14 protein-coding genes are annotated in these 13,160 nt (G+C 34.2%); 10 read left to right on the forward strand and 4 right to left on the reverse strand.

Features of this window, described 5'->3' with window-relative positions:
- Positions 1-42 precede the first annotated feature (42 nt).
- From OZP11_RS08055 to OZP11_RS08065, 3 genes are all read left to right on the forward strand, one after another.
- Entirely contained in the window at positions 43-1,185 is a 1,143-nt protein-coding gene (locus tag OZP11_RS08055) for a formylglycine-generating enzyme family protein (RefSeq protein WP_281234708.1), read from the forward strand.
- 117 nt (positions 1,186-1,302) lie between these two features.
- Positions 1,303-2,580 (forward strand): peptidase T, encoded by a 1,278-nt coding sequence (gene pepT / locus OZP11_RS08060; RefSeq protein WP_281234709.1) that lies wholly within the window; start codon positions 1,303-1,305, stop codon positions 2,578-2,580.
- A gap of 1 nt (position 2,581) precedes the next feature.
- Positions 2,582-3,169, forward strand: coding sequence for a YdeI/OmpD-associated family protein (locus OZP11_RS08065; protein ID WP_281234710.1), 588 nt, complete (start codon positions 2,582-2,584; stop codon positions 3,167-3,169).
- Positions 3,170-3,484: 315 nt separating this feature from the next.
- Here the strand turns inward: OZP11_RS08065 and yajC are convergent, their stop codons facing one another.
- The 3 genes from yajC to OZP11_RS08080 all read right to left on the reverse strand — a co-directional run bounded on the left by yajC (position 3,485) and on the right by OZP11_RS08080 (position 6,096).
- The gene (yajC, locus tag OZP11_RS08070) at positions 3,485-3,766 is read right to left on the reverse strand and encodes a preprotein translocase subunit YajC (RefSeq protein ID WP_281234711.1); all 282 of its coding nucleotides are present in this window, start codon (positions 3,764-3,766) and stop codon (positions 3,485-3,487) included.
- A gap of 62 nt (positions 3,767-3,828) precedes the next feature.
- Positions 3,829-4,740, reverse strand: a complete 912-nt coding sequence (nusB, locus tag OZP11_RS08075) for a transcription antitermination factor NusB (RefSeq protein ID WP_281235511.1) — start codon at positions 4,738-4,740, stop codon at positions 3,829-3,831.
- 249 nt (positions 4,741-4,989) lie between these two features.
- Entirely contained in the window at positions 4,990-6,096 is a 1,107-nt protein-coding gene (locus tag OZP11_RS08080; protein WP_281234712.1) for a Glu/Leu/Phe/Val family dehydrogenase, read from the reverse strand.
- 203 nt (positions 6,097-6,299) lie between these two features.
- On the opposite strand from OZP11_RS08080, the gene OZP11_RS08085 reads away from it, so the two are divergent.
- The 4 genes from OZP11_RS08085 (at position 6,300) to OZP11_RS08100 (ending at position 10,042) form a co-directional block, all read left to right on the forward strand.
- Positions 6,300-8,078 carry an ABC transporter ATP-binding protein gene (locus OZP11_RS08085; RefSeq protein ID WP_281234713.1) on the forward strand — a complete coding sequence of 593 codons (1,779 nt, stop codon included), beginning with the start codon at positions 6,300-6,302 and terminating at the stop codon, positions 8,076-8,078.
- Between the two features lie 68 nt (positions 8,079-8,146).
- Positions 8,147-8,515, forward strand: a complete 369-nt coding sequence (locus OZP11_RS08090) for a PUR family DNA/RNA-binding protein (protein WP_281235512.1) — start codon at positions 8,147-8,149, stop codon at positions 8,513-8,515.
- Positions 8,516-8,648: 133 nt separating this feature from the next.
- Positions 8,649-9,473, forward strand: coding sequence for an alpha/beta hydrolase (locus tag OZP11_RS08095; RefSeq protein ID WP_281234714.1), 825 nt, complete (start codon positions 8,649-8,651; stop codon positions 9,471-9,473).
- Positions 9,474-9,496: 23 nt separating this feature from the next.
- Complete coding sequence (locus tag OZP11_RS08100; protein ID WP_281234715.1) at positions 9,497-10,042, forward strand: RBBP9/YdeN family alpha/beta hydrolase; 546 nt, start codon at positions 9,497-9,499, stop codon at positions 10,040-10,042.
- Between the two features lie 71 nt (positions 10,043-10,113).
- Here the strand turns inward: OZP11_RS08100 and OZP11_RS08105 are convergent, their stop codons facing one another.
- Positions 10,114-10,449, reverse strand: coding sequence for a tRNA-binding protein (locus OZP11_RS08105; protein WP_281234716.1), 336 nt, complete (start codon positions 10,447-10,449; stop codon positions 10,114-10,116).
- A gap of 129 nt (positions 10,450-10,578) precedes the next feature.
- On the opposite strand from OZP11_RS08105, the gene OZP11_RS08110 reads away from it, so the two are divergent.
- From OZP11_RS08110 to OZP11_RS08120, 3 genes are all read left to right on the forward strand, one after another.
- The gene (locus tag OZP11_RS08110) at positions 10,579-11,472 is read left to right on the forward strand and encodes an alpha/beta fold hydrolase (RefSeq protein ID WP_281234717.1); all 894 of its coding nucleotides are present in this window, start codon (positions 10,579-10,581) and stop codon (positions 11,470-11,472) included.
- 180 nt (positions 11,473-11,652) lie between these two features.
- Positions 11,653-12,207 carry a thioredoxin family protein gene (locus tag OZP11_RS08115; protein ID WP_281234718.1) on the forward strand — a complete coding sequence of 185 codons (555 nt, stop codon included), beginning with the start codon at positions 11,653-11,655 and terminating at the stop codon, positions 12,205-12,207.
- A 408-nt stretch (positions 12,208-12,615) separates the two neighbouring features.
- Positions 12,616-13,011 carry a GreA/GreB family elongation factor gene (locus tag OZP11_RS08120; RefSeq protein WP_281234719.1) on the forward strand — a complete coding sequence of 132 codons (396 nt, stop codon included), beginning with the start codon at positions 12,616-12,618 and terminating at the stop codon, positions 13,009-13,011.
- Positions 13,012-13,160: the final 149 nt, after the last annotated feature.

Consider the following 13,160-nt stretch of genomic DNA (forward strand, 5'->3'; position numbering starts at 1 on the left):
CTTGCTTATTGAAAACCAAAACCAGCTTAAAAACCATAAACCATGAAAAATAAAACCTTTTGGATTTTCGCTTTATTAACGATCTCCATCATTTCAATTACTTATGGATTTACAAGATTAATTACACCAAAAGAAAAAACAGCTCAAACAGCGATAGACTGTCATGAAGTTCCTAATACTGATGAAACATCGCTCTTTAAACCTACAATTGAAAACAAAAACAAACCAGCAGGAAAAGCCCCTAAAGGCATGGTTTGGATTCCGGGCGGCGAATTCTCGATGGGAAGCAATGTAGAAGACGAAAGTTTATGCAGTTTAAAAGGTGTTACAAAAGATGCAGCGCCAATTCATCGAGTATATGTCGATGGTTATTATATGGATGAAACCGAAGTAACGAACGAAGAATACGAAAAATTTGTAAAAGCAACAGGCTACATTACCGTTGCTGAACAAAAACCAACAAAAGAGGAATTTCCAACAGCAAACGAAGAAGATTTAATTACCGGATCTGTAATTTTTACTCCTACCCCAACGGCCGTTAACTTAAACAACTTTTTGCAATGGTGGTCTTACGTTCCCGGCGCTGACTGGAAACATCCTCTTGGACCGGAAAGTTCCATAAAAGGAAAAGAAAAATATCCGGTGGTACATATTACATACGAAGATGCTGCTGCTTATGCAAAATGGGCAGGAAAAAGACTTCCTACCGAAGCTGAATGGGAATTTGCAGCGAGAGGCGGAAAAGCGGGAGAAATTTATGCCTGGGGAAATGTATTGAAACCAAAAGGTAAATTTCAGGCCAATATTTATCAGGGACATTTCCCTATTAAGGACGGTGATACAGGAGAAGACGGTTTTAAAGGTATTGCTCCTGTAAAACAATATGCTCCAAATGCATACGGATTGTATGATGTAGCCGGAAATGTCTGGGAATGGGTAAATGACTGGTACAGCGTAGACTATTACAAATCAGTAAGCGAAAGCGGGCAGGTAACCCGAAATCCGCAGGGTCCGGATGCCTATTACGATCCTAAAGATCCAACAGAGATAAAACGCGTTCACCGCGGCGGTTCGTTTTTATGTACAGACCAATACTGCACGCGCTATATGGTTGGAACGAGAGGAAAAGGCGAAATAAGATCTGCAGCTAACCATGTAGGTTTTCGATGCGTAAAAAGCATCTAATATGAAATTTTCTCAAAGGATTCTCAAAACAGAATCCTTTTTTATTTGTTTTAGTTCGGAAACCGCAAAATACCTCTGCTAAAAAAAATGTCTATATTTGCTAAAAATAAAATTAAAATGCAGCACATCATAGATCGTTTTATCAGTTATGTAACTATTGATACTGAATCAGATCCAAATTCAAAGACAACCCCAAGTACAGAAAAACAATGGAATCTCGCCAATAAATTAGTCGAAGAACTAAAAGCTATCGGTTTACAAGATGTCACTATTGATGATAAAGCGTATATCATGGCAACGCTCCCGAGCAATGTTGATCATGAAGTTCCCGTAATTGGATTTATTTCGCATTTTGACACTTCACCGGATTTTAGCGGCGCCAATGTAAAACCTCAGATTGTAGAGAATTACGACGGAAAAGATATTATTTTAAATGCTGAGAAAAACATCATTTTATCTCCGGATTATTTCAAGGATTTATTACAATATAAAGGGCAAACCATCATTACAACCGACGGAACTACCTTGTTAGGTGCAGATGATAAAGCGGGAATTACCGAAATTGTTTCAGCAATGGAATACTTAATTCAGCATCCTGAAATTAAACACGGAAAAATTAGAATTGGTTTTACTCCTGATGAAGAAATTGGCCGTGGTGCACATCATTTTGATGTAGAGAAATTTGGCGCTCAATGGGCTTATACTATGGACGGAAGCCAGATTGGCGAACTGGAATATGAAAACTTCAATGCTGCCGGAGCAAAAATTACTTTTAAAGGAAAAAGTGTTCACCCGGGTTATGCCAAAGGAAAAATGATCAATTCGATGCTTTTGGCAAATGAGTTTATAAATGAACTTCCAAAAGGTGAAACACCGCAGGAAACCAGAGGTTATGAAGGTTTTTTTCATGTTCATCATATTAAAGGAAATATCGAAGAAACTGTTTTGGAATTGATTATCCGCGATCATAACAAGAAAAAATTCGAAAAGAGAAAAGAACTTATCACTAAAATTGCGAAGAGTTTCAACAGAAAATTCGCGAAGAAATTTGGTGAGGATATTGTAACTGCTGAAATAAAAGACCAGTATTACAATATGAAAGAAAAAGTACTTCCGGTGAAACATATCGTAGATATTGCCGAAAAAGCAATGCGCGAGTTAAATATAAAACCTATTATAAAACCTATCCGCGGCGGTACTGATGGTTCTCAGTTATCTTTTATGGGACTGCCGTGCCCGAATATATTCGCGGGCGGTCATAATTTCCATGGAAAATACGAATATGTTCCGGCAGAAAGTATTCAGAAAGCAACTGATGTGATTGTAAAAATTGCTGAATTAACAGCTGTTCCGGGAGTTTTTGATGTTACTGAAAAACCAAAAAGAAAAAGATAAATTGGAACCGAAATCCGAAAATAAAGGCATTTGGAAATACAGTGAAAAGTGGACAGAAGAACTGCTTCTTCTAAAAACAATCATTGATAAAACTGAACTCACCGAAACTACAAAATGGGGCGGTCCGGTTTATGTTTACGAAAAAAAGAATGTCGTTGGACTTGGCGGATTTAAAGATTATTTTGCTATCTGGTTTTTTAATGGTGTTTTCCTGAAAGATGAGAAAAAAAGACTCTTAAATGCTCAGGAAGACCGAACAAAATCATTACGCCAATGGCGTTTTACATCTAAAGAAGAACTAAACGAGAAAGAAATTTTACAATATATTGCCGAAGCAATAGAAAACGAAAAACAGGGAAAAATCATCAAACCTTCTAAAAAAGAAACTATCGTTTCTGAATTTTTAGAAAAAGAAATGATTCAGAATCCGGCTTTAAAAGAGGCTTTCGAAAAATTTTCTCCGTATAAACAATATGAGTTTTTAGAATACATTGAAAGCGCAAAGCAGGAAAAAACTAAAATCTCAAGGATTGAAAAAGTAATTCCGATGATATTGCAGAATGTGGGACTTAATGATAAATACAGATAAATTAAAATTCCAAATTTAAAAAACTATAGAAGAGACCTTTGTCTAAGTTTAAAACTTTGACAAAGGTTTTTCTTTTTGGAGTCATTGTAAACAAGGCATAATTAAAATCAATACATTAAAGAAAATCAGTTCTCTCCGATTTTAGCCTAACAATCACTTTTGACTAAAGCCTTGTAAACTGTTCATTTCCGGATAAAGCCTGAGGCAATTGAAGAAATGAACACAAAGGACAAAACACCCGTTTTACAGCAAAAAAAATCCCAAATTCCAGCATACTGAAATTTGGGATTTTAAAAATTGAAATTTAATAAATACCTAAGCTTTCTTAGGAGCATTTAAAGCTGAACTCATTTCTAAAGAAATAGCAGAACGCTCTAATTTTAATTTTCCTGACATTGTTTCGATTACAACAGTTGTTTCTGCTAATTCAGCAATTTTACCGTGAAATCCACTTTTTGTAACTATTCTGTCACCTACCTTTAGGTTGCTTTCAAATTCTTTTTCGTTTTTTGCTCTTTTTTGCTGTGGTCTGATCATAAAGAAATAGATTACCACAAACATTAAAAGGAAAGGCGCAAATTGAGATAATTGTCCCATAATTTAAATTTGTTTTTGATTTATATTTAATGTTTTCTTTTTGAAATTTGGAATTTATGATCTTACATTAACCCTCTTCCTACCTTCACCATCTTTTTATTGGCTTCAAGCTCTTTTACCAGATTATCTAAAATTCCGTTGATAAAAATACTACTTTTTGGAGTAGAATATTCTTTTGCAATTTCTAAATATTCGTTAAGAGTTACTTTTACCGGAATTGAAGGGAATTTCAAGAATTCGCAAATCGCCATTTTAAGGATAATTGTATCAATTTCTGCAATCCTTTCGCTGTCCCAGTTTGGCGTTTTATCATCGTATTCTTTTGCAAAAGCAGCTTCGTTTAAAATCGTTCTTCTAAACAAATCTTTTGCAAAATCCTTATCCTCAACATCTTTATATAACTTAGGAACTCTAAAATCGTCCGGATCTTCGGTTTTAATTGCTTTTAACTGCTTAATAATATGGGTATTTACAACCGGAATATCATCTACCCATGTTAACTTATCATCTTCTAAATACTCGTATAACTTTTCGTTCGGCACAATAACTTCCGAAAACAAATCAGCTACAAACTGTTTATCTTCTTCAAACGTGTTAATGTTGTTCGACATGTATTTTTTGTAAATATCGCTGGCTTTAATATCATTCAAAAGCAAAATGATATAATCATCATTTAAAGACCAGTTATTGATTTTACGATTTTCTAAAGCAATGCTTAAAGAATTACTTTCTGCAAGAAGCTGAAAGATTTTGTTTTTGATAAATTTTTCGTTTGGGTTGCGTTCTGCCGGAGTAGCAAGATGTTTTTTACTTGATAAATGTAAAAAAACAGATTCTTTTTTACATATTTCAATCAATGAAGAAAGCATTATAAGATATAAATCCTGAATATTATCAATACTGTAAAAAAGAAACTTTTCTTCTTTTTCCATATTGTCAGAACCGCTTTGATGCATTGCATAAATGGACTGCATTACTTTAACGCGTATGTGTCTTCTATTTACCACCTTGTAAGAACATTTTAAAATTAGTCTGCAAAAGTATAACTTTTGACGCTTATATTAAAATTAATTTGCAAAAAAGTCGCGGTTTTCAGTGATCAGCCGTCAGATTTTAGCGATCAGTCAAAGTTCTTATTTGATCAGTTACAGTTTGCAGATAAAAAAAATCTCAGCTTACAGACAAACTGCAAACTGAGACCTTTAACTAATGCTGAACACTAATTACTTAGCTGCGTTCTCGATTTTGCGCTGATCGATACGATTTTGAGCAATTGTAAGTGCTGCTTTGTGCGTTGTAATTCCGTTTTTCACAGCGTAATCGATAATTTCTAAAGTAGTGTTATAGATATTTTCGGTTTTTGCCATGATTTCCGTTTTACCGTAGTGCTCTAATTCAGCGTACACGTTAATAATTCCACCGGCATTAATTAAGAAATCAGGAGCATATAAAATCCCTCTTTCTTGCAGTCTTGCACCGTGAACATTTTCGTCTGCCAGCTGATTGTTTGCTGCTCCGGCAATCACTTTAGCTTTAATTTTATCTACTGTAGCATCGTTGATCGTTGCTCCCATTGCACATGGCGCATAAATATCGACATCAGCTGTATATAAATCTTCTCCTGTATAAATTGAAGCATTGTATTTTGAAGCAACCTGATATAATTTTTCTTCATTGATATCAGTAATAGTTACCTGAGCACCTTCTTTAGTTAAATATTCAACCAAAGTTTCACCTACGTGCCCAATTCCCTGAACCAAAACTTTTTTACCATCTAAAACATCAGAACCAAACTGAGATTTAGCAGCCGCTTTCATTCCTAAATAAACTCCGTAAGCCGTTACAGGGGAAGGGTTTCCTGAACCACCTCTTTCCTCAGATATACCTGTTACATAAGGCGTAACATCTCTTACAGTATCCATGTCTTTAGTTTCCATTCCAACATCTTCAGCTGTAATATATCTGCCGCTTAAAGAATGAACGAATTCACCAAATTTACGCATTAACTCAGGTGTTTTCTGAGTTTTTGCATCTCCGATAATTACTGCTTTACCCCCGCCAATATTGAGTCCGGTAATCGCAGATTTATAGGTCATACCTCTTGAAAGGCGTAAAACATCGTTTAATGCTTCCCATTCGGTATTGTAATTCCACATTCTTGTGCCTCCTAAGGCTGGTCCCATAACCGAATTATGAATACCAATAATTGCTTTTAAACCTGTATCTTTGTCATTGCAAAATACAATTTGTTCGTGATCATCAAAAGATAACTGACCAAAAACAGGGTCCATTTTTTGAAGTTCCTTTCCAGTTGCGAAAGCTGCATTCATAGCGTTACTATTTATTTGTTAAAATTACGAATTCGTCAAAAAGACTTCTCAAACATAAACAAAAAATATACATGTGCTAATTTTTTATCTTTAAAATAACAATTTTACAATCTAATTGTTTTAATTAAATTGCAATTTATTATAATTTTATTTAATAATAATTCATAAAATTAAACCAATTCAATATTGAATTTCTTAAAAAAATGAAAGAATTAAGCTATTTAAACAAATATTTCATCAAATATAAATACAGTTTTTCTCTAGGTATTTTAATCACCATAATCGCACAAATTTTCTTTTTATTTACTCCAAAATTGGTCAGTCATTCTTTTGATGTAATCGAAAGGTTTCTAAAATTATCCAATACAGATCAAAAATCAGATACGATTATTGCTTTTTATCAGGAGGAACTGATTCATAACGTACTGTTAATCATTGGAAGTGCAATTGTTGCTGGGTTTTTGACCTTTTTAATGAGACAGACTTTGATCGTAATGTCACGCCACATTGAGTTTGATTTAAAAAATGAAGTTTTCAAACAATACGAGAAACTTTCGCAGAATTTTTACAAACAAAACCGAACCGGAGATTTAATGAACCGAATCAGCGAAGACGTTTCGAAAGTGAGAATGTACGTGGGACCAGCGGTTATGTATACCATAAATACGTTTATACGTTTTGCCATTGTTATACTATATATGTATAATGTTTCGCCATTGCTGACACTTTATACTATACTGCCTTTACCTATATTATCCTATTGCATCTTTAAGCTGAGTTCTGAAATCAATAAACGAAGCACCACTTTTCAGCAGTATTTATCAAAAGTTTCCAGTTTTACTCAGGAAATTTTTTCAGGAATCCGTGTAATAAAAGCTTATTCTTTAGAAAATCAGCATCAAAACAATATGATTGATCTTTCTGACGAAAGCAAACGTAAAAGTTTAGAACTGGCAAAAGTGCAATCACTGTTTGGTCCTTTAATGATTGCCCTTATCGGAATTAGTAATTTGGTTGTTATTTATTTTGGAGGTGTAATGTATATCAACGGATCGATCCCTAATATTGGAACCATTGCAGAGTTTATCCTGTATGTAAACATGCTTACCTGGCCGGTTGCTTCTCTTGGCTGGGTTTCATCGATGGTTCAGGAAGCCGAAGCTTCGCAAAAACGTTTGAATGAATTCCTGAAAATTGAACCGGAAATCAAAAACAACAACGAAAATTCATCCGACATTCAGGGATCAATTGCTTTCGAAAACGTAAGTTATACCTATGAAGATACAAACATAGAAGCCTTAAAAAATGTAAGCTTCACAGTCAAAAAAGGCGAAACACTTGCAATCCTCGGAAAAACAGGTTCAGGAAAATCCACAATATTATCTTTAATCTCTCGTTTATATGATGTAACCGAGGGCAGAATCACAATTGACGGAAGCGAAATCAGTACCTTAAATTTAAATGATTTAAGAAACAGCATCGGAATTGTGCCTCAGGATGCCTTTTTGTTTTCGGATACAATTAAAAATAATATCAAATTTGGAAATCAATACGCAACAGATGAAGAAGTAATACTGGCCGCTAAAAGCGCTGTGGTTCACGACAACATCATTGCATTTAATAAACAATACGACACTATTTTAGGAGAAAGAGGAATTACGCTTTCAGGAGGACAAAAACAGCGTGTATCTATCGCAAGGGCAATTATTAAAAATCCTGCCATTTTACTTTTTGACGATTGCTTGTCTGCAGTAGATACAGAAACAGAAGAAACGATCCTGAATAATCTATATGATTTTTGCAAGAATAAAACTACTATTATTGTCAGTCATCGAATTTCATCAGCAAAAAATGCCGACAAAATACTCATTCTTGAAGATGGTGAAATAATTCAACAAGGCTCTCATAATCAATTAATAAATCAGGAGGGGTATTACGCGTCGTTATATTTAAAACAACTTTCGGAAAAAGAATTACTTTAAATGTTGCGTAATAGATAATTTTTTATGATTTTTGAGTACTATTAATTCCAAAAATGATAGAACGTATTATGAGAGAAAATGACATGTTAGAAAAAGAAGAGATTTTTTCTAAAGTATTACGAGCAGGAAGAAGAACTTATTTCTTTGATGTGAGAGCTACCAAAGCTGACGATTATTACATTACAATTACCGAAAGCAAAAAATTTACTGAGGAAGATGGTTCGTTTCACTTTAAAAAACACAAAATTTACTTGTACAAAGAAGATTTCAGTGCTTTCGCAGAAATATTAGAAGAAATGACTTCATACGTTTTAAACCACAAAGGCGAAGAAGTAATCTCTGAAAGACATCAAAAAGATTTCAAAAAAGAATACAGTTCTGATAAAGCTGAAGTACAAAGATCCAGCTTTACCGATATTGATTTTGACGATATTTAAGTCCATATAACTTTTTTAAAAAAGTACGAGTCCAATTTGTTCAGCATTTTGGACTTTTTTTATATATTTAAATTCTATTAATTTAATCGATTTTAGATTTTGAATCTGTAAATCGAAATTCAAATATTTTATAATGAAAAAATTAACTTTTCTACTGAGCTTTCTGTTTATCAGCATGGCATCTCTGGCACAAAAATTAGATTACGACACCAAATCAAACATCCAATATTATAATATCGCTGTAAACAAATCAGACTCCTATATAAACGAAAGATGTGTTTTAGATATTTATTACCCTAAAAACAATAAAGACTTTGCTACTATTATCTGGTTTCACGGCGGCGGGTTAACCGGAGGAAACAAAGAAATTCCTGAAGCTTTAAAAAATAAAGGTTTTGCGATTATTGGAGTTAATTACAGATTATCACCAAGAGCAAAAGCCGAAAAAGCCATTGAAGATGCAGCAGCAGCCGTAAGCTGGGCTTTTAACAACATCAGCAGTTACGGGGGCGATCCTTCTAAGATTTTTGTTTCCGGACATTCTGCCGGAGGTTATTTGGGTGCCATAATTGGATTAGATAAAAAATGGCTCCAAAAAGAAGGAGTCGACGCCAATAAAATTGCAGGACTTATTCCGTTCAGTGCGCAATGCATCACACATTTTGAAATAAGAAGACAAAACGGAATTCCGGAAAAACAACCTATAATTGATGCTTTCGCACCTTTGTATTACGTTCGTGCCGATGCTCCGCCTCTTTTATTAATTACCGGCGACCGCGAACTGGAAATACTGGGACGTTATGAAGAAAATGCTTATTTGGCCAGAATGATGAAACTGACGGGACATACACAGACAAAAATCTATGAATTAGACGGTTATAATCACGGAATGACAGAACCTGCTTTCCCTCTTCTTGTAAATGAAGTGCACAGAATTCTAAACGAACGCAAAAAATAAATCACTAAATAAAATCCACGGCAATGGAGACACAACTATTAATTTTACCAGGACTGGGAAACTCAGGCGAAAAACACTGGCAGACCTTTTGGCATGAGAAATTCAAAAACTCAATTCGTTTAGTACAGGACAACTGGGATGAGCCGGTTCGCGAAGACTGGATCGCCCGCTTAAACGAAACGGTATTAAAACTGGAAAGTCCAACTATTTTAGTAGCGCACAGTCTGGCAGTTTCTTTAGTACTGCACTGGGCCGAAAACAATAGCAATAAAAATATAATTGGCGCTTTATTAGTAGCTCCTGCGGATGTTGATTCACCAGAACATACTCCGGATAGTATCCGAAATTTTTCACCAATGCCTTTGTACACGCTTCCGTTCCCGTCGATAGTTGTAGCAAGCGAAAATGATCCTTACGCCTTATTTGAAAGAAAAAAATATTTTGCCGAAAAATGGGGAAGCGATTTTATAAACGTAGGCCTACAAGGACACATCAACTCTGATTCTGATTTGAAATATTGGGAAGAAGGACAGGAAATTTTGAAGCAGCTTATTGAAAAGATTAGTTAAGTTATCAGGTTTTTAGTATTCAGTCTCAGATTACAGTCATCAGATTCAAACTGAGACTGAACACTATAAAACTATCCAATCCTAAGTCCATTTTCAATTTTAAAATCAGGAGCTAATAAAATTACATCTCCCTCCTCGCCTACAGCACCAAGAACCAGACATTCGCTCATGAATTTCCCTATTTGTTTTTTCGGAAAGTTTACTACTGCAACGATTTGTCGGTTTACCAAATCTTCTTTTTTATAGCGTTTTGTAATTTGTGCCGATGATTTTCGGATTCCAATTTCGGAACCGAAATCTATTGTTAACTGATAAGCCGGTTTTCTGGCTTCGGGAAAATCATTTACCTCTACAATTGTTCCCACTCGCATATCGGTTCTTTCGAACTCGCTCCAGGTTAAATCCATATTTTAAAAGGTTTATTTACAAACCTATAAATTTTGTAATTAATAGTACTAATTCTATAACCGCTTTTTTACAGGTCAAATTAATTTTACTAATCAATTTTCTTGAACTAATCGTAAAAAAATATACAGATGGAAAACAATATCATTAATCCGGAAACATCTCTGCGAGATTTAGACTTTAATATTCACCAGCAAAATACAGATAAATACATAGAAACAGCCACAAACGTAAAACTTTATGTAAAGGATTATGGAAAAGGAAAACCGGTAATTTTAATTCATGGATGGCCTCTTTCTAACGAAATGTGGGAATATCAAATTGACTTTTTGGTACAAAATAATTTCAGGGTAATTGCTTATGACCGCCGCGGTTTTGGCAAATCGTCACAGCCATGGAACGGATATGATTATGATACCCTTACAGATGATTTGAGCGAAATCATCAATCAGCTGCAATTAGAAAATGTTACTTTAGTAGGTTTTTCTATGGGAGGCGGCGAAGTAGTTCGTTACTTTAGCAGGCATCATGGAAAAGGTGTTGAGAAAGCAGCTTTAATTTCTTCTATAATTCCATTTTTATTAAAAACCGAAGATAATCCGGAAGGACGTCCAAAAGAAAAGAGTGAAGCAACAGCAGCTTCTATAAACGAAGACCGAATTGGCTTTTTGGATAATTTTGGCAAAATATTTTTTGGAGTTAACATCATCAACAAACCTTTAAGTACAGCATTATTAGAATATTACAGAAATTTATGTTCTGCAGCTTCACCAAGAGCAACATTAAAATGTGCAGAATCTTTAAATACGACCGATTTTAGAGATGAACTTCATACCATTAACGTTCCTACTTTAATAATTCATGGAAACGATGATAAAAATGTACCGCTTGAAGTGAGCTCAGAAAAAACAGCCAAAGCAATCAAAAACAACACTTTCATAGTTTATGAAGGAGCACCTCATGGTTTGTTTTATACTGAAAAAGACAGGCTGAACAGGGATTTAGTTGACTTTTTGAATTCATAAGAAAATTTTCTGCCACAGATTGAATGATTTTAAAGATTATAATCTATTTTGATCTTTAAAATCTGTGGCTAGGATATGCATCAAAAATTACCTCATCCTCGGCATAACCTTATATTTATTCCTGCATTATTTTTTTTACAGATAATTAAAGTTAATTTTGAAATCTAATTATTTGTAAAAATGGCACGTACAAATTCAAATATGATTCCGCTTGGAACAATTGCTCCGGAGTTTTACCTGAAAGACACCAATTCAAACAATACCTATTCGTTTGAAGATTTAAAAGGATCAAAAGGTACTCTTGTTGTTTTTATGTGTAACCATTGTCCGTTTGTGCTTCATGTTATCAATGAAATTGTGATGATCGCCAATGATTATCGTGTTCAGGGATTGGGCATTATTGCTGTTTCGAGCAACGATGTCGAAAAATATCCTGAAGATTCACCGGAATTAATGACTGAATTTGCTTTGCAAAACAGAATCGACTTTCCGTATTTATATGATGAAAACCAGGAAACAGCAAAAGCGTATGATGCAGCCTGTACCCCTGATTTCTATTTATTTGACAGTCAGAACAGATTATTCTACAGAGGACAGCTGGACGATTCCAGACCCGGAAACGGAATCCCTTTAAGCGGAACTGATTTAAGAAATGCAATAGACGCATTGATTTACAATCGTACATTAAGCGAGATCCAAAAACCAAGTATTGGGTGCAATATTAAATGGAAATAGACTTTTATAACTCATTTAAAAAAAGTTTACTATCTTTGCAAAATAAACAAAACTACTCATTGTGAACACTATAACAATATTTACAGTTTCTGCTTTGCTTTTTTCTTTCAGGAGAAAGCCGCTTTCTGCTGTACTTATTTCACAGAGTAAGGCCTTTATTAATTAGGCCTCCGTCTATTTCACTTTTCTTCTTTCAGGCGGAGGATTTACATCAATTTTAAACATTTATTTATTTGACAAATTCAAATTTGGTCAGATATTTTTTTGTTTTTCAAATTAATTTTTTCATGCATAAATCCTGTTTTTAAACAAGCAGGCAGGAGAAAAACTCGTTACGAAAAGCACAAAAGAAGAAAAATCATTCAAAAAAATTAAATAACAAAGTATAATAATAAAATTCAAATAGATATGAAACCAACACCCACTTTCTGTAAATCAGATTATCAATTTCTAAGAGAATTGATTTTAAAAAGTAAAAACTCAACAAATACAAAAGAAGCCAATCAGCTTTCGCAGGAATTAGACCGTGCTGTAATCAGCAAAGAAAGCGATTTGGACAGTTCGGTTATACGAATTAATTCTTTTGTAACTATCGAAGATGTAAAAGCGAACAAGCAAATGAAAATACAAATCGTTTTACCATCATCTGCAGACGTAAAACAATCAAAAATATCGATCCTGGCACCTTTAAGCGTCGCTATTATTGGTTTTAAAGAAAATGACGAAGTAGACTGGGAATTACCGGCGGGCGTTAAAACTTTAAAAATAATCGCGGTAGACAACACGGCTGTACATCATTCGTAACTTTTTAAACACCTCATTTTGTGACGGTGTTTTTTTATATCTATTTGAAAGCAAAAAAGACGATTCAATATAAAACTGAATTGTCTTTTTTTATGGTTTATTTTGAAAGACTACAATTGTGAATCAATAAAACTTTTTATCAAAGCCAG

The organism is Flavobacterium gelatinilyticum, assembly GCF_027111295.1.
Taxonomy (GTDB): Bacteria; Bacteroidota; Bacteroidia; order Flavobacteriales; family Flavobacteriaceae; genus Flavobacterium; species Flavobacterium gelatinilyticum.